Source organism: Pseudohaliea sp. (assembly GCF_054552115.1).
The window spans coordinates 12097-32760 of record NZ_JBTOLW010000002.1 but is presented as its reverse complement, the minus strand read 5'-3'; the positions used below and the strand labels follow the sequence as shown (position 1 = coordinate 32760).

Below are 20664 nucleotides of genomic sequence, written 5' to 3'. Positions count from 1 at the left end.
CGGCACCGCCGGCGGCTAACAACCGCCGGCGGTGCCGCTGCCGTCAGCCCTGCTGACCGGCGGCGCCCTCGTTGCGGCGCGGGCCGCGGGGGTCGTTGCTGGCCCGCGGCACATTGCGTGCCGGGGGCTCGACGGCCGGGGCCGGGGTGTCGCTGAACAGGGTCATGTGGGCCGTTTCGATACGGACCTCCGTGACCGGTGCCGGTGCGACGCGCGGGTCATTGCCGGCGCGTCCCTGCGCAGTCATGCCCCCGGCACCTGCCGCGGTCGTGCCGCAACCGGGCTGCTGCTCGTTGGCGGCTGCCTGGCTGCGTACGGGCTCTGGGCGGGACGGCTCCGCGGCTTCTTTCGCCGCCGGTGCCTGCTCGACTTCGGGGGCGGCCTCCCTTTCAGCAGCGGGCCGGGTCGTTACCCCGACGCTTTCCTCCTCGCCGCTTTCCTCGACGACAGCTTCCCCTGCCGCGGCGGGGTCCCCGGCCACTGCGCTTTCCGCATCGCCCGGTGAGGCTTCTGCCTTCACGGGTGCTTCAGCAGCCGGGGCCTCTTCGGGTGCCGGCGGCTCTCCCGCCGGGGGGGCTGTGGCTTCCGCGCTCGCAACGTCACGCGCGGTTGCGGCTTCGGCGTTCTGGTCATCGCCTTCCGCCGGTGCCTCCCGAGCGACCTTGTCCGCCAGGGCCCTGGGCAGCTCGACGTTGGCGCCATCGCCACCGGTCAGGTTCTCCGGCAGGTCCAGGGCCTCTGTCTCGCGCCGGCGGCGCTGCGGCCGCGCACGCTTCATGTCGCTCGGGCGGCGGCGCAGGGCGAGGTTATCCTCGTTGCTGTCCATTGCCTCCAGCGAGTCGTCCTCGTCCGGGTTGTAGTCGGTGTCGTAATCGTCGGAGCGGTTGTCGGCCTGGCTGCTGCTGGCGCTGGCGCCGTCGTCGCTGCGGCGCGGCTTGCGCCGGCGCCGGCGCCGGCTGCTGCCCGACTTCTGCTCGCCATTGCTTTTCCCCGGGGCCTGGTTCCCGTCGCCGTCGGCCGCCTCTGCGGCTTCCCGGGTCGTCTCCTGCCCGGCCTCCTTTGCCGTGCCCGGCGCGGCGTCTTCCCGCGGCTTGCGCGGCTTGCGCCGGCGGCGGCTGGAGCCCTCGCGTCGCTCTTCGCTGCGCTCACCACCCTGGGTGTCGTTGCGCGTCTCTTTACGCGCTTTGCCGTCGTCCTGCGCCTTGCGGGCTTCCGGGGCCGGCTCGGGGGCCGGCGCAGCCGGTGCCACGGGCTCGGCGGGGCCAAAAAGGGTGACCGCCAGGCGGCGGAGGAGGCCGTCGCGCGGCGCGGGGGCCGCCGCGGGAGCGGGTTGCTGCGCGGGCGCGGGCGCCGCAGCCTTCGGCGCCGGTTCGGCCGTCGGCGGCTCCGGCTCCGGCACTGCCGCTTCCCGGGCGGCCGGGGCCGGCTGCGTCGGGCGCGGCGCCTCGACGATGGCTTTCGGTGGCGGCGGGACGGCGTCATGGGCGTCGCTTATCTGCTCGGCCTCGGGGACTTCCACGTCGATCTTGTAGCTGGTTTCGTGGTCGCCGTTCACCTCGTCGTCGCGCAGGCGCTGCACGTCGAAGTGGGGGGTTTCCAGGTTCGGGTTGGGCACCACGAGCACCCGGGCCCGGGTGACGCGCTCGATGTCGGTCAGCGCGTTGCGCTTCTCGTTGAGCAGGTAGGCGGCCACGTCCACGGGGACGATGGCGCGGACTTCCGCGCTGCGCTCCTTGATGGCTTCCTCCTCCATGAGCCGGAGGATGGAGAGGGCCAGGGACTTGGTGTCGCGGATCGTGCCCTGGCCGGTGCAGCGCGGGCAGACGATGGCACTGGTCTCGCCCAGGGAGGGGCGCAGGCGCTGCCGGGACATTTCCAGCAGGCCGAAGCGGGAGATGCGTCCCACCTGGACCCGGGCGCGATCCAGGGCCAGGGCATCGCGCATGCGGTTTTCCACCTGGCGCTGGTTGCGCGAGGCGGACATGTCGATGAAGTCGATGACGATGAGGCCGCCCATGTCCCGCAGGCGGAGCTGGCGGGCGATCTCGTCGGCAGCCTCCAGGTTGGTCTGCAGTGCGGTGTCCTCGATGTTCGAGCCCTTGGTGGCGCGGGCCGAGTTGATGTCGATGGACACGAGCGCTTCCGTCGGGTCGATGACGATGGAGCCGCCGGAGGGCAGGCGCACTTCGCGCTGGAAGGCGGTCTCGATCTGGCTCTCGATCTGGAAGCGGTTGAAGAGAGGGATGTTGTCGTCGTAGAGCTTGATGCGGTTCAGGTACTTCGGCATCACCATGCCGACGAAGTCCGTGGCCTGGCGGTGGGCCTCGGGAGAGTCGATGAGCACCTGGTCGACGTCGTCGCGGAGGTAGTCGCGCACGGCGCGGATGATGACGTTGCTCTCCTGGTACAGGAGCACCGGCCTGGCGTTTTCTTCACCGGCCTTGCTGATGGAGTCCCACAGCTGCAGCAGGTAGGCGAGGTCCCACTGCAGTTCTTCGGCGCTGCGGCCGACGCCGGCGGTACGGATGATCACGCCCATGCCGTCGGGGATGTCGAGGACGCTGAGGGCCTCGCGCAGCTCGGCGCGGTCGTCACCCTCGATGCGGCGGGAGATGCCGCCGGCGCGGGGGTTGTTGGGCATGAGCACCATGTAGCGGCCGGCGAGGCTGATGAACGTGGTCAGGGCCGCCCCCTTGGTGCCGCGCTCTTCCTTGTCGACCTGCACGATGACCTTGGTGCCTTCCTTGACGACATCCTTGATCTTCGTCTTGCCGTCGCCCTCGGAGGCCTTGCGGTAGAAGTACTCGCGGGCGATTTCCTTGAGGGGGAGGAAGCCGTGGCGCTCGGCGCCGAAGTCGAGGAAGGCCGCCTCGAGGCTGGGCTCCACGCGGGTGATCTTGCCGACGTAGATGTTGGCTTTCTTCTGCAGGCGGGTGCGGTTCTCGATGTCGAGATCGTACAGGCGCTGCCCGTCCACGAGGGCCACGCGCAGTTCTTCCGGCTGCGTGGCGTTGATAAGCATTTTCTTCATGCTGCGACTCACCTTGTAAAAGGCTCGCCGGAAAGGCACCCGTGCGGGCTCCCGCGGGCATGGCCTCGCGGCTGTGGCGGCCGGTCTACCTGGGAAAGGCCCTGGTGAACACGACGCTGGGGAATCTCCTTGCTGCTCGCACGGGTGTTATGACATGCGCCGGCGCGGCGGCGTGCCGCTCGCCGGGGGCCACCACCCGGTGGCCGGGCCCGGCAGCCCTGGGGCGCCGGGCGATGCTGTCTCTGTCTTTCCGGATAACCTTGCTTTTTCGGTTCTTCCCGGGGGCGGGGGCAGGTTTCGTCTCCTGGCTGGCGTAGCGCGCGGCTCTGGCGGGGCTTTGCTGGCGCTGCATGGGTTGCAAGCTGCCTGCCAAAGGCGTCGCCGGCTCTTGGTCTCGCGCCGCTGCCCGTGCCTCCTGCACCGGGTCCTTGGCGTGCGTCGGCCGCTGCGATGCCGCCCCAGGCGGTATTCGGCAGCGCCGATTTGTCAGCCCGGCATGGGGTGTATACAGTAGCCCGGCCTCGCACGGAGCGGAGCATAGCAACTATTCCCACGCCACTCAAATATAAGATGGAAGAGCGGTCGCACGATGGCTGAGCAGCACGCCGAAGGTGATGCCGGCAGGGCGCACTCCCCGGAGCGCAGCGCTGTGCGCACGGTTACCGTAACCGCCCGCAGCGACGGCCAGCGTCTCGACAATTTCCTGCTTCGCGAACTGCCCGGGGTGCCGAAAACCCGGCTCTACAAGGCGCTGCGCAAGGGCGAGATCCGTGTCAACAAGGGGCGGGCGAAGCCCGGTCAGCGATTGTCGGAGGGCGATAGCGTGCGCCTGCCGCCGCTGCACCAGCCCGCCCGGCGCAAGCCGCCCCCGGTGCCCTGGTACTGGGCGGATCGCCTCGCCGGTCGTATCGTTCTTGAGGACGACGACCTGCTGGTGGTCAACAAGCCCGCGGGGCTCGCCGTGCACGGCGGCAGTGGGGTGGACCTGGGCCTGATCGAATGCCTGCGCCAGGTGCGGCCCCAGGGCCGCGAGCTCGAACTGGTCCACCGGCTTGATCGCGATACCTCCGGGCTGATCCTCGTGGCACGCCGGCCCCGGGTGCTCCGGGAACTGCACGCCCAGCTGCGCGGGGACGGGGTGGAAAAGGTCTATCTCGCCCTGGTCGCGGGCCGCTGGCCGCGGGGCCTTTCCGAGGTGGATGCGCCGCTCGAGAAGCAGGCCCGGGCCTCTGGTGAGCGTGTGGTCCGCGTCGCTGCCGCCGGGCGGCGGTCCGTGACCCGCTTCCGGGTGGTCGAGCGTTTCAGGAATGCGACCCTGGTGGAGGCGAGGCCGCTCACCGGTCGGACTCACCAGATCCGGGTGCACGCGCTGCATGCCGGGCACCCGCTGGTGGGGGATGTGAAGTACCAGGGGGAACGGGAGGCGGCGCTGGCGGAGGCCGGGGGTCTGGACCGTCTTTTCCTGCACGCCTGGCGGCTGCGGTTCACCCTCGGTGACCCGCCGCGGGCCTACGACCTCGAGGCGCCGCTGGACGAGGAGCTCGAGCGATTTCTCGAAGGCCTGCGTAACTGACTGAAATAAAAAATATTTATTGGCCTCGTCGGGCTGTCCGGCCGCACCCGCCGCGCATCGGCCCATGCCGGCGTCATTGAAGCCCTTGTTCTGTAAAGAATTTTTTGACAACGCCGGGGGGCGGCCCTATAGTGCGCGCCTATGTCGACTGGCCCCCTCCCGCGGATGCTGGATTTTCGCAGGGCGGCGACCCGGGAAGCGCGCGTCAGTGGAAGCCTGCGGCCTGGTGATCTCCCGCGCCTGGCACCGCTCCTCGCGGGGACCGACGGCACCATCATGGTGACCATCGACTTCCACCGGGACGATGAGGGTCGGTTCCTCGCCAGCCTTGCGGTTGATGCCGTGCTGCCGGTCCAGTGCCAGCGCTGCCTCGAAACGGTCAGCGAGACCCTGGCGCCGCGCAGCGAGTTGGCGGCGGTGTGGAGCGACGACCAGGCCCGGCACCTGCCGGCGAGCCTGGAGCCCGTGCTCACCGACGCGGAGGAAGTCGATCTCTGGGAGCTTGTGGAGGAAGAACTGGTGCTGGCATTGCCGCCCTTCTCCTATCACGACGACCCGGCCTGCATCGACAGGCTGGCCCCGGGCGGGGTGCAGCAGGAAGCACCGGCAGAGGCGCCGGCGAGAGACAACCCATTCGAGGTCCTGGCGCAATTGAAGCGGGACCAGGACCCAGGAGACTAGCACCATGGCAGTTCAGCAGAACAAGAAGACGCGTTCGCGCCGCGGCATGCGCCGTTCCCACGATGCGCTCGGCGGAAACACGCTGTCCGTGGACCAGGTGTCCGGCGAAACGCACCGTCGGCACCACGTCACGGCGGATGGTTTCTACCGGGGCAAGAAGGTCGTCGAAACCCGTAACGACGACTGACCCCGGCTGCGCCGGAGGGTGTCCTGCCCGGTGTGGGGCATCTGGCGGCGTCGGCGTCCCCGGGGCGCCGCCCACCGACGAACACGCTCGACAACCGTGCCAGGAGCGCACCGATGACCGACAGGCGCCTCGCGTTCGTCTTTCCCGGCCAGGGATCGCAGCGGACTGGGATGCTAAAGGATGCCCACGCGCGCTTCGCCTGCGTGCGCGATACGTTCCAGCAGGCTTCCGACGCCCTGGAAGAGGATCTGTGGGTGCTTGTCAGCGGCGATGACCAGGAACCGCTGAACCTCACCGAGATCACCCAGCCCGTGCTGCTCACCTGCAGTGTGGCGCTCTGGCGTGCCTGGCAGGCGGTCGGCGGCCCCGCGCCCGCGATGATGGCCGGTCACAGCCTCGGCGAGTTCTCGGCACTGACCTGCGCCGGCAGCTTTTCCTTCGACGATGCGGTTCGGCTCGTTCGCCTGCGCGGCCAGGCCATGCAGGGCGCGGTGCCGGTGGGCGAGGGCGCCATGGCCGCTGTGCTGGGGCTGGAGGACGCGGCTGTCGAGCGGGTCTGTGCGGCGGTGACGGCGGCTGGCAGCGGTATTGTCGAGGCGGTCAACTACAACGCCCCCGGTCAGGTGGTGATCGCCGGGGAGCGCGCCGCTCTCGACCGCGCGGTCGTGGCCCTGAAAGAAGCCGGTGCCCGCCGCGCCGTGCCACTGCCGGTGAGCGCACCTTTCCACACCACCCTGATGACGCCGGCGGGAGAGCGCCTGCGCGAAGCCCTGGCGGAGCTGCCCCTGGAGGCGCCGGCGATACCGGTGGTGCACAATGTCAATGCGGAAACGGCAAGTGACCCTGCAGTGATCCGAATGCTTCTTGTCAAGCAGATCTCGAGCCCCGTGCGCTGGACCGACTGCGTCCGTGCGATGGCAGCCGCCGGCGTCATGCGCGTTGCCGAATGCGGCCCGGGCAAGGTGCTCGGCGGCCTCAACCGCCGAATCGACCGCGGTCTCGAGAGCTGGTACCTCGAGGCGCCGGCGGACCTGGAGGCGCTGCACGCCGCCCTGGCAGAACGCGGGAGAACAGCATGAGTGAAGAAGCAACGGAAGCCCGTGTCGCTCTGGTGACCGGCGCCAGCCGCGGCATCGGCCGCGCCATCGCCCACGCCCTCGCCGATGCCGGTCATCGCGTCGTCGGCACGGCAACCAGCGAGGCCGGTGCGGCGCGCATCGATGAGGACCTGGGCGGGCGCGGTGCGGGGCGCGTTCTCGACGTCGCCGATGCGGCGTCGGTCGAGAGCACCGTCAAGGCAGTGACCGAGGAGTTCGGGGCGCCGCTCATCCTGGTCAACAACGCGGGCATCACGCGTGACAACCTGCTCATGCGCATGAAACCCGAGGAGTGGGACGACGTTATCGACACGAACCTCGGCGCCCTTTACCGGGTCAGCAAGGCCTGCGCCCGGGCCATGACCCGCGCCCGCTGGGGCCGCATCGTGAATATCACGTCCGTGGTCGGCGCGATGGGCAACGCCGGCCAGAGCAACTACGCCGCCAGCAAGGCCGGCGCCGGCGGTTTTACGCGCGCGCTCGCCCGTGAACTCGGGGGGCGCAACATCACCGTGAACTGCGTGGCCCCGGGGTTCATCGATACAGACATGACGCGGGAGCTCGGCGAAGAGCAGCGCGCGGCCATGCTCGCGCAGATTCCCCTGGGCCGGCTCGGTGCACCGGAGGAAATCGCGGCCCTGGTTGCGTTCCTGTGTTCCGGGCACGCCGCCTACGTCACCGGTGAAACCGTGCATATCAACGGCGGGATGTACATGGCCTAGCGCGTGCCCGGGCCCGGCGGGCGTGCCGGAAAAGTCCTATTACTGCCCGGGAAAAACTTGTAAACTTCGGCCCCTGAGAGGGCGCCTCAATCGGGTATACCCCCTACAGCAGCAGGAGACAACAACAGTCATGAGCAGCATCGAAGAACGCGTGAAGAAGATCGTGGCCGAGCAACTCGGCGTCAAAGAGGAAGAAGTTAAGACCGAGGCATCGTTCGTCGAAGATCTCGGCGCGGACTCCCTGGACACGGTCGAACTGGTGATGGCTCTCGAGGAGGAATTCGAAACGGAAATTCCCGACGAGGAAGCGGAGAAGATCACCACGGTCAAGCTGGCCATCGACTACATCAACGAACACCTCGCCTGATTGTTGTAACAGCCCGACCGAGGCCGCCTCTATTGCGCGATAGGGCGGCTTTTTTTATGGCGCTTTTCACCTCGGGCAGGGCGTGACGGTCAGTACGGGCTGGAACCTGGACTAGGAGAGCGGGAGCCTTGAAGGGCAGAAGAGTTGTCGTCACGGGCATGGGCGCGGTCACCTCCGTGGGGCACAGTGTCGCCACGAGCTGGGAAGCGCTCCTCGCCGGCCGCAGCGGTGCGACGCCGATCACGGCCTTCGACGTGTCCGATTACAGCACCCGCTTCTCCGCCAGCGTGCGCGACTTCGACGTCTCGCCCTACCTCAGCAGCAAGGAGGCGCGGAAGCTCGACACCTTCGTGCAGTACGGGGCCGCGGCCGGTATCCAGGCCATGGAGGACGCGGGCCTGGAGGTCACGGAGGCCAACGCCGCCCGCGTGGGCTGTGCCATCGGCTCCGGTATCGGCGGTATCGGCCAGATCGAGAAGAACACCGAGATCGTGCGCACGGCCGGGCCGCGGCGGATCTCGCCGTTCTTCGTACCGGGCTCCATCATCAACATGATCGCCGGCAGCCTCTCCGTGCGCTACGGCATGCAGGGGCCCAATCTCGCCCTGGTGACTGCCTGTACGACAGGCACGCACAACATCGGCCTCGGCGGTCGCCTCATCGCCCAGGGCGATGCGGACGCCATGCTGGTCGGCGGTGCGGAAATGGCCACTACGCCCGTGGGGCTCGGCGGCTTTGCCGCGGCGCGGGCCCTGTCCACACGCAATGACGAGCCGGAGCGGGCGTCCAGGCCCTGGGACCGGGATCGGGACGGTTTCGTCCTCGGGGATGGGGCCGGTGTGCTGCTGCTCGAGGAGTACGAGAGTGCCCGGGCCCGCGGTGCGCAGATCTACGCGGAGCTCACCGGGTTCGGCATGAGTGGCGATGCCTACCACATGACCCTGCCGCCGGAAGACGGGCACGGCGCGGCGCTGGCCATGCGCAATGCGCTGATCGATGCGGAACTCCCCCCGGAGGCCATCGACTACATCAACGCCCACGGGACCTCCACGCAGGCCGGTGATCTCGCCGAGAGCCGGGCCATCGAGGACGTCCTCGGCACCGCGGCTTCAACGGTAGCCGTCAGTTCCACCAAGTCCATGATCGGGCACCTGCTGGGGGCCGCCGGTGCGGTCGAGGCGATCATCTCGATCCTCGCGCTGCGCGACCAGGTGGCCCCGCCGACCATCAACCTCGACAACGTGGACGAGGGCTGCAACCTCGACTACGTGCCGAACACGGCGCAGGAGCGACCGATCCGCCACGTACTCACTAACTCTTTCGGCTTTGGCGGCACCAACGGCTCCCTGGTCTTCAGCCAGCTCGACTGAGCGCCCCGTGGCGCCCGGCCTGTTCGTCGACGGCCGCCCGGCGGCATCCCTGCCGCTGCCCGATCGCGGCTTCGCCTATGGTGACGGCCTGTTCGAGACCCTGCTGGTTCGAGGCGTTGCGCCGGCCTGGCTCGCGTTGCATGCCGATCGCCTCGCAACGGGACTCGCGCAGCTGGGTATCCCCGCGCCGCCCTGGCGCGAGCACCTCGCGGCCAGCCTCGCGGCCTACGATGCGCCGGCGGAAGCCTGGCTCACGCTGCGCCTCACCGTGACCCGCGGCGGGGGTCCCCGCGGTTACCCGCCCCCGGCAACGCCTCTGCCGCGCACCGTCATCGAGATCGCCCCGGCGCCGCTGGACCCGCTCGTCGCGCCCGCGCCGCTGCGCACGGCGACCGCAACCCTGCGCTGGGCGCAACAGCCGGCCCTCGCCGGCCTCAAGCACCTGAACCGGCTGGAGCAGGTGCTTGCCGCCCGGGAATGCCGTGAGCGCGGGCTCGACGAGCTGCTGGTCTGCGACACGGCGGGGTGGCTCGTTGCCGCCACCCGGGGCAACCTGTTTCTCCTCCGCGGCGATGTGCTCGCAACGCCGGACCTGGCTGCCTGCGGCATTGCCGGCACACGCCGGCGGCTGGTGCTCGACACGCTGGCACCGGCCCTGGGGCTCGAAGTCGAGGTGGCTGCGCTGGCGCCCGGGGCGCTCGCCTCGGCCGATGCGGTATTCTGCTGCAACAGCCTCCGCGGTATCGTAGCTGTCGGGCGCCACGAGCAGCGACAGTGGAGGGCACACCCCGTGATCGAGCGATTGCAGGCGGCGTACCGGGAGGCCCTGTGCGCAAACCTTGGCTAGCCTTCGGGTTCCTCGTGCTGTGCCTCGGCATCGCCCTGGGCGCGCTCCGGGTTCTGGATTGCTGGCGGGAGCCGGCGAGCCTGCCCGGAGGCGGCTATACGCTGACCGTGGGAGCGGGGGAGTCCCTGTCTTCCCTCAGCCGCCGCCTGGAAGCCGATGGCATCATCAAGAGCGCGTTGCTGCTCGATCTCTACGGCCGCTACACGGGTCTCGATGCCCGTATCCACCGGGGAGAGTACCGGCTGACCGGCACCCTGACGGCGGCGGACATCCTCGACCAGCTCGTCCGGGGCGCGGTGATCGAGTACACGGTGACCTTGCCGGAAGGCATCACGCTGGCACAGGCGCTGGCGATTCTCGGCCGGCAGGAACCACTGGTCACGGTCCTCGAAGGGCCGCGCGACCCGCGCTTGCTGGCCCTGGCGCCGGGGCGGGCCTCCGCGGAAGGCCTGTTTCTCCCGGAGACCTACCGTTATCGCCGGGGGGAGAGCGACTGGGCGCTGCTCCAGCGCGCCCATGCGGCGCTGGAGGTGGCCCTGGCGGACGCCTGGAGGGAGCGCGACCCGGCGGTGCCGCTCGCCGATCCCTACGAGGCCCTCGTGCTGGCGTCGATCGTCGAGCGCGAGACGGGCGTGCCCGCGGAGCGCGGCCGTATAGCGGGCGTGTTCGTGCGTCGCCTGCAGCGCGGTATGCGCCTGCAGACCGACCCGACGGTGATCTATGGCCTCGGGGCGGCCTATGATGGCAACCTGCGCCGGGAGCACCTCAAGGATGACAGTAATCCCTGGAACACCTATCGCCATGACGGCCTGCCGCCCACGCCCATCGCGCTGCCCGGGCGTGAGGCTTTGCGCGCCGCACTGCAGCCGGCCGAGGGTACGGCGCTCTATTTTGTCGCCCGCGGCGACGGCAGCCACGTCTTCAGCGACACGCTGGAGGCGCACCGGCGCGCGGTCCGCGAGTACCAGCTCAAGCGCCGGGCCGACTACCGCTCGACGCCGGGGCCCGGCTAGATGACGGGGCGCGGGCTGTTCCTGACCCTGGAAGGGGGCGAGGGCGTGGGCAAGTCCACGGCCCTTCACCACGTCGCAGGCCGCCTGCGGGAGGCCGGTGTGCCGCTGGTCACCACCCGCGAACCGGGGGGCAGTGTGCTTGCGGAGGATATACGCGAGCTGCTCCTCGCCGTGCGCGAAGAACCGGTCGATGACCTCGCCGAGCTGCTGCTGATCTTCGCGGCGCGGGCGCAGCACCTGGCGCGGCGCATCCGCCCGGCGCTGGCGGCGGGACAGTGGGTGCTCTGTGACCGGTTCACGGATGCGACCTACGCCTACCAGTCGGGTGGTCGCGAGCTGCCCGCGCACTGGGTCCAGCAGCTGGAAACCCTCGTCCAGGGCGAATTGCGCCCGGACTGCACGCTGCTTCTCGACGCGCCGGTGGCGCTCGGTATCGAGCGCGCCCGCGGCCGCGGCGACCTGGACCGCTTCGAGCGCGAGCAGGTGGCATTCTTCGAGCGGGTGCGCGCGACCTACCTGCGTCTCGCCCGCGAGAGCAGCGGACGCTACCGGGTGATCGACGCGAGCCGGGACCTGCCCGCGGTGCAGGCACAGCTCGACGAGATCTGCGACGAGCTCCTCGCCTGCCGCAACGGCGACCGGCCGTGACTGGCGAGTCGAGCTCGCTGCCGCCGGTAACGCCGCCGCTGCCCTGGCAGCACGCGGCCTGGGAGCGGCTCCTCGCCAGCCGGAAGGGCGGCAGCCTGCCCCATGCGCTGCTCCTCGCCGGCCTGCCCGGCACGGGGTGCGAACGCTTTGCCCTGGCCCTGGCCCGCTACCTTCTCTGCGCGGCGCCGGTGCAGGGCACCAACTGCGGCGACTGCAAGGCGTGCCGCCTTACGGCGAGCGGTGCGCACGGCGATTTCCTCATCCTCGAACCCACGGGCAAGGGCCAGGTCATCCCGGTGGGGCAGGTACGCGATGCCATCGCGTTCGGTGCGCAGACACCGGGGCTCGGGCAGTGCAAGGTCCTGCTCATAGCGCCCGCGGAGCGCATGAATGCCGCGGCGGCCAACGCGCTCCTGAAAACCCTCGAGGAGCCGCCGGCGAATACCTACCTCCTCCTCGTTACCGGGGCGGAAAGCCGGCTGCCCGCGACGGTGCGCTCGCGCTGCCAGGTGCTGCGCTTCCCCGTGCCGGCGGAGGACGACTGCCTGTCCTGGCTCGCCGAGGGGCGCGACCAGGAGGCGGCCCGGCAGGCGCTCGCGCTCGCCGCGGGCCGGCCCTTGCGGGCGGCAGAACTGTTGCAGGAGGGTGAGCTGGCGACGGCGACGAAGCAGCGTGCAGCGGTGGAGGCGCTGCTGGGGGGGCGTGCGGCAGCGCCCGCCGTCGATGCCGCCCTGGCGGACCTGCCGCTGGATGCGTTCCTCGAACTACTCGTCCGCGTTCTGCAGGACGCGCTGCGGACACTGTCCCCCGCGGCGTTGCGCAGCCCGCGGGGCCAGGGCCTGTTCGCCTGCCTCGACGAGGTGCAGGGCGCGGCCCGGGCCGTGGCCGCCGGCGCCAACCCGCAGCCGGAACTCGCCCGGGCGACGCTGCTCGGCGGCCTCGAGGCGCGCTTGGGGGAGCGGGCCGCCGATGCTAGACTGCGTAGCGTATTTTCGCCGGTGACGCGCCTGTGAGCGACGACCAGAACAGCCGCCAGGGTATTCTTTCCCTGACCATCAAGGACAAGGCCGTCCTCTACTCGGCCTACATGCCGTTCGTGAAAAATGGCGGGCTCTTCGTGCCGACGAACAAGTCCTACGAACTGGGCGACGAAGTCTTCATGCTGCTCACGCTCATGGACGAGCCGGAAAAGATCCCTATTGCCGGCCGGGTCATCTGGGTGACCCCCCGGGGAGCGCAGGGGAATCGCACCGCGGGCATCGGCGTGCAGTTCTCCGAGCAGGACGCGGCAGCGAACGCGAAGGTCGAGGAGTACCTGGCGGGCCTCCTCACGTCGGAAAAACCGACCCACACCATGTAGGCCACATTTGCCGACTCTCTTTAATTTCCTTCCCTAACCCACTGAAAAATATGGGCTTCCACAGAAAAAAGTGGGCTCCACGAAGGAGCCCAGGAAGACCATTAGGAGTGAAACATAAAGGAATTTCTTCCTTCGAAGAGCAATTGGGCTTGCTCCTGCGACCACACATTCCTGCGAGGAAATGGGACCACGTGACAAGTATCGCTCAAATGTGACAATTTGCCATGCCCCTTTGGGGGAATATTTAGTTCATTTTGTTATAAATACAGAGTCGCGAAATCCCCATGTCTGCTAACGCCGCACCCGCCGCCCGCCTGACCGGGGCCATCGAGGGGTTCTATGGCCGCCCGTGGTCGCCGGCGGAACGATTGCAGCTGGTCAGCGATCTTGCCGACCTGGACCTCGATGCCTACCTCTATGCGCCCAAGGCGGATGTTCATCTCCGGCGGCGCTGGGAGGAACCCTGGCCGGCTGCGGAAGCGGCCGCGCTGGAGCGCTTGTCCCTGCACTGCCAGGGTGCCGGCATCGCCTTTGGCCTGGGTCTCTCGCCCTTCCGACTGTACGCAGATTACGGCCCAGCCAGGCGCCGGGCCCTGCAGGCGCGCATCCGCCAGCTCGACGAGCTCGGTGCGGCGTTCCTGGCGGTGCTTTTCGACGACATGCCCGGAGACACCCCCGACCTCGCCGCGCGCCAGGCGGAGATCGTGGCCGATGTTGCGGCCTGGAGCGGCGCAGCGCGCCTGCTCGTCTGCCCGACTTATTACAGCGATGACCCGGTGCTCGACCGCGTCTTCGGCCCGCGGCCGACCGGTTATCGCGAGGCCCTTGGCGCCGGTCTGCCGGAGGGCGTCGATATCTTCTGGACCGGCCGGACGGTTTGTGCCGCGTCCATCGCGGAGGCAGACATGGCCGACGCCGCCGCGGCCTTCGGCCGGTCCCTGACGCTCTGGGACAACTGGCCGGTCAACGACGGTGCCAGGCGATCCCTTCATCTCTACCTGGCCGCGCCGCCGGAGCGCGAGGGCGCCCTGAGCAGCACCTGCGCAGGTCACCTTTGCAACGCCATGAACCAGCCCGTCCTTTCGCTGCCTGCGCTGGCCGGCCTCGCGGAGCTGCATGGGCGCCTCGCGAGCGCCGACGACTGGCTGGCCGACCGCCTGGGGTCCGCCGTTGCCACGGCCCTCGCCGAGGATGCGGCGCTCCTCGAGCACCGGCGCCGGGACGAACTGGATCCGCGGGAGGAGGGGCGGCTTCGCGAGCGCTATGCGGCGCTCCCCGGGGCGGCGCCGGAGGAACTGCTGGCCTGGCTGGATGGGGCCTGGACCTTCGACCCTGACTGTCTCACCGACTGATTGCGAGCCAGTTGAACGGGTAGGGGGCTTGTGGCAGAATCTCGCGCCTTGAAGCGAGCCCGCCAGCCAGCCAATACGACCGAAATCCGCTTGATTATCATGGACTTGGGTCCAGATTAGGACGCGATTGCCGTTGTGCCGGGCGGGTGCAGAGCGTGTTCGGGCGGAAGTGGCGGAACTGGTAGACGCGCTGGATTTAGGTTCCAGTGCCTTAAACGGCGTGAGAGTTCGAGTCTCTCCTTCCGCACCAGGTACAAGCGGCCCGCGGGCCGACGATTGACAGCGTGCGGCGCCGGGCGCCGCCGGCAACCACTGTGAGGACAGACCATGCAGGTTTCCATCGAAACGACCTCCGGCCTCGAGCGGCGGCTGACCGTCGGGGTGCCCGCCGAGCGGGTCGACCAGGAGGTCGACAACCGGCTGCAGCAGGCGAAAAAGAACGTGCGGCTGCCGGGTTTCCGGCCTGGAAAGGTGCCGATGCGGGTCATGCGCCAGCGCTTCGGCGCCGGGGTGCGCCAGGAGGTGCTCGGCGAGGTCATGAGCCAGAGCTTCCAGGATGCGGTCGTGCAGGAGAACCTGCGCCCCGCCGGCCAGCCCACCATCGAGCCGCGCAACCTCGAGGCCGGCAAGGACCTCGAGTACGTTGCTACCTTTGAAGTCTTCCCGGAGGTTGCCCTCAAGGACGTGAGCGGCTTCAGCGTCGAGAAGCCCGCGGCCAGCGTTTCGGACGAGGACGTGGACAACATCATTGACGTGTTCCGCCGCCAGCAGGGCAGCTGGGAAGTCGTGGAGCGGGCAGCGCAGGAAGGCGACAAGGTCAACATCGACTTCACCGGCACCCGCGACGGCGAGCCCTTCGAGGGCGGCAGCGCCGAGGGTACGGAACTCGAGCTGGGTTCCGGCCGCATGATTCCCGGCTTCGAGGACGGCATCGTCGGCATGAGTGCCGGCGAGGAAAAGACCCTCTCCCTCACCTTCCCCGAGGATTACCAGGAGGAGAGCCTCCAGGGTGCTGCCGTCGAGTTCGCCGTCAAGGTCAACAGCGTCAGCGAACTCGAGCTCGCCCCCCTCGACGAAAAGCTCTTCTCCGCCTACGGGGTGGAGGGTGATGACGAGACCGCCTTCCGCCAGGAAGTGGCGGCGAACATGGAGCGCGAACTGCGCAACGCGATCCAGGCGCGCGTCAAGCAGCAGGTCATGGACGCGCTGCTCGAGGCCCATGAGGATCTCGAGATCCCCCAGGCCCTCGTTGCCCAGGAAATCGACGGCATGCGCCGGCAGATGTTCCAGCAGTTCGGCGGCGCCAGCGCCGAGAACCTGGATCTCAAGTCCCTGCTGCCGGACGAGATGTTTGCCGAGCGCGCCGAGCGCCGGGTGAAACTGGGCCTGCTGCTCGCGGAACTCATCAGCGATCGGGAACTCAAAGCGGACCCGGACAGGGTGCGCGGCGAAATCGAGGAGCTGGCCTCCACCTACCAGGAGCCGGAAGAGGTCATCAACTGGTACTACGGGAACCAGGAGCAGCTCCAGGCCGTAGAATCCAAGGTGCTGGAGGACCAGGCGGTCGAGTCCCTGCTCGAGCAGGCCTCGATCAGTGAGGCGCCCTGCAGCTACCAGGAGGCGATCAGCCTCGGTCAGCAGGCAAACAACGCCTGAACCTGAGCCCGCGTCCGCCATGGGGCGGACGCCAACCAGCGCCCGCTCGCGGGCGGGCGCCGTGCGAAAGGAAGTGAACCTATGTCCAACGAGCCCGGCGGTTACGAGCGGCACCCGGTACAGAACCTCGGCCTGGTGCCGATGGTGGTGGAACAGACGTCCCGGGGCGAGCGCTCCTACGACATCTTCTCCCGGCTGCTCAAGGAGCGTGTCATCTTCGTCGTGGGCCCGATCGAGGACCACATGGCGAATCTCATCGTGGCGCAGCTCCTGTTCCTGGAGTCGGAGAACCCCGACAAGGACGTCCACCTGTACATCAATTCCCCCGGTGGCTCCGTCACGGCCGGGCTGTCCATCTACGACACGATGCAGTTCATCAAGCCGGACGTGAGCACCATGTGCGTCGGCCAGGCGGCGTCCATGGGCGCCTTCCTCCTCTGCGGCGGCGCGAAGGGCAAGCGCTTCATCCTGCCCAACGCGCGCACCATGATCCACCAGCCCAGTGGCGGGGCCCAGGGGCAGGCGACCGATATCGATATCCATGCCAGGGAGATCCTGATCATCCGCGAGCGCCTGAACCGGCTGATGGCCGAGCATACGGGGCAGCCGATCGAGGTTATCGAGCGCGATACCGAGCGGGACCGCTTCATGGATGCCACCCAGAGCTGCGACTACGGTCTCGTCGATGCCGTCGTCAGCGCCCGCGGCACCGCCCCGGAAGGCGTCTGAGCACCCGGGCCGCAAGGCCCGGCGACTTGCAAAGACGCTGAAAAAACCTCACCCTTGAAGTGAGGAAAGACGCGGTTTGGCCGCGATCGAGGCAGCTCCCGAGCTGCCAGCAAGCAGGCAGAGACACAGGCGGTTAGATGAGTAAGGAATCCTCCGGCAGCGGAGACGACAGCGGCAAGCTCCTGTACTGTTCCTTCTGCGGCAAGAGCCAGCACGAGGTGCGCAAGCTGATTGCGGGTCCTTCCGTGTTCATCTGCGACGAGTGTGTCGACCTCTGCAACGACATCATCCGCGAGGAGGTGCAGGAAGCGGGCGGTGAAGACAAGCAGGACCGCCTGCCGTCGCCGCGCGAGATCAACGACATCCTCGACGAATACGTCATCGGTCAGCAGCGTGCCAAGAAGGTCCTGTCCGTCGCCGTTTACAACCACTACAAGCGCCTGCGCTACGGCAGCAGTGGTCGCGGCGAGGACGTCGAGCTCAGCAAGAGCAACATCCTGCTGGTCGGTCCCACGGGCTCGGGCAAGACCCTGCTCGCCGAGACCCTCGCACGGCTGCTGGACGTGCCCTTCACCATCGCGGACGCCACGACGCTGACGGAGGCCGGCTACGTCGGTGAGGATGTCGAGAACATCATCCAGAAGCTGCTGCAGAAGTGCGACTACGATGTGGAGAAGGCCCAGGTGGGTATCGTCTACATCGACGAGATCGACAAGATCTCGCGCAAGTCCGACAACCCCTCGATTACCCGCGACGTATCCGGGGAGGGTGTGCAGCAGGCGCTGCTCAAGCTCATCGAGGGCACCGTCGCGTCCGTACCGCCCCAGGGCGGCCGCAAGCACCCGCAGCAGGAGTTCCTGCAGGTCGATACCGGCAACATCCTGTTCATCTGCGGCGGCGCCTTCGCCGGCCTCGACAAGGTGATCCGCAATCGCTCCGAGAAGGGCGGCATCGGCTTTTCCGCGGAGGTCAAGAGCAAGGACGAGAACCGCAACGTGGGTGAGCTGCTGTTCGAGCTCGAGCCGGAGGACCTGGTCCAGTACGGCCTCATCCCCGAGTTCGTCGGCCGCCTGCCGGTGATCGCGACCCTGGAGGAGCTGGACGTCACGGCGCTGGTGAAGATTCTCACGGAGCCGAAGAACTCGCTGACCAAGCAGTACGCCAAGCTCTTCGAGATGGAAGGGGTGGAGGTCGATTTCCGCGAGGACGGCCTGCGCGCCGTCGCGGAGAGGGCCATGGAGCGCAAGACCGGCGCCCGCGGCCTGCGCTCCATCCTCGAGAGCGTGCTCCTCGATTCCATGTACAACATCCCGTCCCGGGACGACGTGGCCAAGGTCGTGATCGACGAGTCCGTCATCCGCGGCGATTCCGAGCCGCTGCTGGTGTACCAGAACAGCGAGCCCGCACGCGCCGCGTCACCGGAGGACTGACGGTCCTCCCTCCGGCCACCCCGGCCGTCTCGGGGTCGGCCACCGGCATTCCCGCGGCAGGCGCCGGGGCTTGTAAAGTCGCCTCCGCGCCCCAACACTGATCAGTACAGGTGACTGACCCGGAGAATCCTATGGGCGATGTAAACGCCTTGCAGCTACCCCTGCTTCCCCTGCGCGACGTCGTGGTGTACCCGCACATGGTACTGCCGCTGTTCGTGGGCCGGCAGAAATCCATCGACGCGCTCGAAACGGCCATGAACGGCGACAAGCAGGTGCTGCTCGTTGCCCAGCGGAACGCCGCCGAGGACAACCCCGGCGCGGACGACATCTACCAGGTCGGCACCGTCTCCAACATTCTCCAGCTGCTCAAGCTGCCCGACGGCACCATCAAGGTACTCGTCGAGGGGCTCTATCGCGCCGCGGTCGAGTCCGTTGACGACGAGGGGGCCTATGCCGTGGCCGACGTCCGCGAGATCGAGGGCGCCGAGCCGGACGAAAGTGAAGCCGAGGGGCTCGTCCGCTCCACCTCCGGCCAGTTCGAGAAGTACGTGAACCTGAGCAAGAAGGTGCCGGCCGAGGTGCTGACCTCGCTCTCCGGGATCGACGAGCCCGGCCGCCTCGCGGACACCATCGCCGCGCACATGGGCGTGGACCTGGAGGAGAAACAGCGCATCCTCGAAATCGCGGACGTGAAGCCCCGCCTCGAGCATCTCATGGGGCTCATGGAAGCGGAGATCGACCTCTTCCAGGTCGAGAAGCGCATCCGCGGCCGCGTCAAGAAGCAGATGGAGAAGAGCCAGCGGGAGTACTACCTCAACGAGCAGATGAAGGCGATCCAGAAAGAGCTCGGGGAGATGGACGACGCGCCGAACGAGGCGGAGGAGCTCGAGGCGAAGATCAACGAGGCGCGGATGCCCGAGGAGGCGCGCGAAAAGGCCCTGGGTGAACTCTCCAAGCTGAAGATGATGTCGCCTATGTCGGCGGAGGCCTCCGTGGTGCGCAGCTATCTCGACTGGATGGTCAGCGTGCCCTGGTCGAAGCGCAGCCGGGTCAAGCACGATCTGAAGCGCGCCCAGGAGATTCTCGACGCCGACCACTACGGCCTCGAGGAGGTCAAGGAACGCATCGTCGAGTATCTCGCGGTGCAGAAGCGCGTGCGCAAGATCAAGGGTCCCGTGCTCTGCCTGGTCGGCCCGCCCGGCGTGGGCAAGACCTCCCTCGGCGAATCCCTGGCGCGGGCCACCAATCGCAAGTTCGTGCGTATGGCCCTCGGCGGCGTGCGTGACGAGGCTGAGATCCGCGGTCACCGCCGTACCTACATCGGCTCCATGCCCGGCAAGCTGCTGCAGAAAATGGCCAAGGCGGGCGTGCGCAACCCGCTCTTCCTCCTCGACGAGATCGACAAGATGGGCATGGATCACCGCGGTGATCCGGCGTCCGCCATGCTCGAGGTGCTCGATCCGGAGCAGAACCACGCCTTCAACGACCATTACCTGGAGGTGGACTACGACCTCTCTGACGTGATGTTCGTGTGCACCTCCAACACCATGAACATCCCGACGCCGCTGCTGGACCGCATGGAAGTGATCCGCATCCCCGGCTATACGGAAGACGAAAAACTCAACATCGCCCAGCGCTACCTGCTGCCAAAGCAGGTGAAGGTCAATGGCCTCAAGAAGGGCGAGATCACCCTGAGTGAAGCGGCGATCATCGACATCATCCGCTACTACACCCGCGAGGCGGGTGTGCGCGCCCTGGAGCGGGAGATCGCCAAGGTCTGCCGCAAGATGGTCAAGAAAATCGCTCTCGGCGAGGCGGAGGCGAGCTCCGAGGTCGGCCCCGATGGCCTCGAGGACCTGCTCGGCGTGCGCAAGTTCAACTACGGCGTGGCCGAGGAGGAGAACAAGATCGGCCAGGTCACGGGCCTGGCGTGGACCTCCGTGGGCGGCGAGCTGCTGACCATCGAGGCGGCGGCGGTTGCCGGCAAGGGGCGTTACGTGAAGACGGGGTCTCTCGGCGATGTCATGCAGGAGTCCATCCAGGCGGCGAGCACCGTGGTGCGCAGCCGCTCCCAGGTGCTCGGCATCCCGGCACGCTACCACGACGCCCACGACCTGCACATTCACGTGCCCGAAGGCGCCACGCCCAAGGACGGACCGAGCGCAGGCATCGCCATGGCCACGGCGCTGGTCTCCGTGGCGACGCAGATACCCGTGCGCGCTGACGTCGCCATGACCGGGGAGATCACGCTCCGCGGCGAGGTGCTGCCCATCGGCGGCCTGAAGGAGAAACTCCTCGCCGCGCGCCGGGGCGGCATCAAGACGGTGATCATTCCCCGGGAAAACGAGCGCGATCTGAAGGAAGTACCGGACAAGATCAAGGAGGATCTTGAAATCGTCGCCGTGAAATGGATCGACGAGGTCCTGGCCATCGCGCTTGAGAAGACGCCGGAGCCGCTGAGCGACGACGATTATCTCGCGCCCGCGCCAGACCGGCAGCCCGCCGGCAGCGATGGCGAGGAGAGCGACGAGGCGCGCATGAATACCCATTGACGCGGCCAAGTTGACCGCGCAGCGGGCCGTGGTATAACCTGCCGTCCTT

18 protein-coding genes and 1 tRNA gene are annotated in these 20664 nt (G+C 68.2%); 18 read left to right on the top strand and 1 reads right to left on the bottom strand.

Annotated elements, in window-relative coordinates; all coding sequences use genetic code 11:
• Nucleotides 1–43: 43 nt before the first annotated feature.
• Nucleotides 44–3031 (bottom strand): ribonuclease E, encoded by a 2988-nt coding sequence (gene rne, locus ACX93N_RS01395; RefSeq protein ID WP_459426597.1) that lies wholly within the window; start codon nt 3029–3031, stop codon nt 44–46.
• Nucleotides 3032–3620: 589 nt separating this feature from the next.
• On the opposite strand from rne, the gene ACX93N_RS01390 reads away from it, so the two are divergent.
• From ACX93N_RS01390 to lon, 18 genes are all read left to right on the top strand, one after another.
• Complete coding sequence (locus ACX93N_RS01390; protein ID WP_459426596.1) at nt 3621–4604, top strand: RluA family pseudouridine synthase; 984 nt, start codon at nt 3621–3623, stop codon at nt 4602–4604.
• Nucleotides 4605–4769: 165 nt separating this feature from the next.
• Nucleotides 4770–5285 (top strand): YceD family protein, encoded by a 516-nt coding sequence (locus tag ACX93N_RS01385; RefSeq protein ID WP_459426595.1) that lies wholly within the window; start codon nt 4770–4772, stop codon nt 5283–5285.
• A gap of 4 nt (nt 5286–5289) precedes the next feature.
• Nucleotides 5290–5472, top strand: a complete 183-nt coding sequence (rpmF, locus tag ACX93N_RS01380; protein WP_459426594.1) for a 50S ribosomal protein L32 — start codon at nt 5290–5292, stop codon at nt 5470–5472.
• 113 nt (nt 5473–5585) lie between these two features.
• On the top strand, nt 5586–6551 hold the full coding sequence (gene fabD, locus ACX93N_RS01375; RefSeq protein WP_459426593.1) for an ACP S-malonyltransferase: 966 nt from the start codon (nt 5586–5588) through the stop codon (nt 6549–6551).
• Entirely contained in the window at nt 6548–7291 is a 744-nt protein-coding gene (gene fabG, locus ACX93N_RS01370) for a 3-oxoacyl-ACP reductase FabG (protein WP_459426592.1), read from the top strand. The genes fabD and fabG overlap by 4 nt, the downstream gene beginning before the upstream one ends.
• Nucleotides 7292–7421: 130 nt before the next feature.
• On the top strand, nt 7422–7658 hold the full coding sequence (acpP, locus tag ACX93N_RS01365; RefSeq protein WP_459426591.1) for an acyl carrier protein: 237 nt from the start codon (nt 7422–7424) through the stop codon (nt 7656–7658).
• A 128-nt stretch (nt 7659–7786) separates the two neighbouring features.
• Nucleotides 7787–9028, top strand: a complete 1242-nt coding sequence (gene fabF, locus ACX93N_RS01360; protein WP_459426590.1) for a beta-ketoacyl-ACP synthase II — start codon at nt 7787–7789, stop codon at nt 9026–9028.
• Nucleotides 9029–9035: 7 nt separating this feature from the next.
• Nucleotides 9036–9875, top strand: a complete 840-nt coding sequence (pabC, locus tag ACX93N_RS01355) for an aminodeoxychorismate lyase (protein ID WP_459426589.1) — start codon at nt 9036–9038, stop codon at nt 9873–9875.
• On the top strand, nt 9857–10888 hold the full coding sequence (gene mltG, locus ACX93N_RS01350; protein ID WP_459426588.1) for an endolytic transglycosylase MltG: 1032 nt from the start codon (nt 9857–9859) through the stop codon (nt 10886–10888). Before pabC ends, mltG begins: the two co-directional genes overlap by 19 nt.
• Entirely contained in the window at nt 10889–11536 is a 648-nt protein-coding gene (gene tmk, locus ACX93N_RS01345) for a dTMP kinase (protein ID WP_459426587.1), read from the top strand.
• Nucleotides 11533–12549: a DNA polymerase III subunit delta' gene (gene holB / locus ACX93N_RS01340; protein WP_459426586.1), complete on the top strand. Its 1017-nt coding sequence runs from the start codon at nt 11533–11535 to the stop codon at nt 12547–12549. The genes tmk and holB overlap by 4 nt, the downstream gene beginning before the upstream one ends.
• Nucleotides 12546–12896 (top strand): PilZ domain-containing protein, encoded by a 351-nt coding sequence (locus tag ACX93N_RS01335; protein WP_459426585.1) that lies wholly within the window; start codon nt 12546–12548, stop codon nt 12894–12896. The genes holB and ACX93N_RS01335 overlap by 4 nt, the downstream gene beginning before the upstream one ends.
• Before the next feature lie 284 nt (nt 12897–13180).
• Nucleotides 13181–14248 carry a beta-N-acetylglucosaminidase domain-containing protein gene (locus ACX93N_RS01330; RefSeq protein WP_459426584.1) on the top strand — a complete coding sequence of 356 codons (1068 nt, stop codon included), beginning with the start codon at nt 13181–13183 and terminating at the stop codon, nt 14246–14248.
• 163 nt (nt 14249–14411) lie between these two features.
• Nucleotides 14412–14498 (top strand) — tRNA-Leu (locus ACX93N_RS01325).
• A gap of 77 nt (nt 14499–14575) precedes the next feature.
• Nucleotides 14576–15904 (top strand): trigger factor, encoded by a 1329-nt coding sequence (gene tig, locus ACX93N_RS01320; protein WP_459426583.1) that lies wholly within the window; start codon nt 14576–14578, stop codon nt 15902–15904.
• Nucleotides 15905–15985: 81 nt separating this feature from the next.
• Nucleotides 15986–16633 carry an ATP-dependent Clp endopeptidase proteolytic subunit ClpP gene (clpP, locus tag ACX93N_RS01315; protein WP_459426582.1) on the top strand — a complete coding sequence of 216 codons (648 nt, stop codon included), beginning with the start codon at nt 15986–15988 and terminating at the stop codon, nt 16631–16633.
• 137 nt (nt 16634–16770) lie between these two features.
• A complete protein-coding gene (gene clpX, locus ACX93N_RS01310; RefSeq protein WP_459426581.1) occupies nt 16771–18063 on the top strand; it encodes an ATP-dependent Clp protease ATP-binding subunit ClpX in 1293 nt (430 codons plus the stop codon).
• 131 nt (nt 18064–18194) lie between these two features.
• Nucleotides 18195–20615 carry an endopeptidase La gene (lon, locus tag ACX93N_RS01305; protein ID WP_459426580.1) on the top strand — a complete coding sequence of 807 codons (2421 nt, stop codon included), beginning with the start codon at nt 18195–18197 and terminating at the stop codon, nt 20613–20615.
• The last annotated feature ends 49 nt before the right edge of the window (nt 20616–20664 follow it).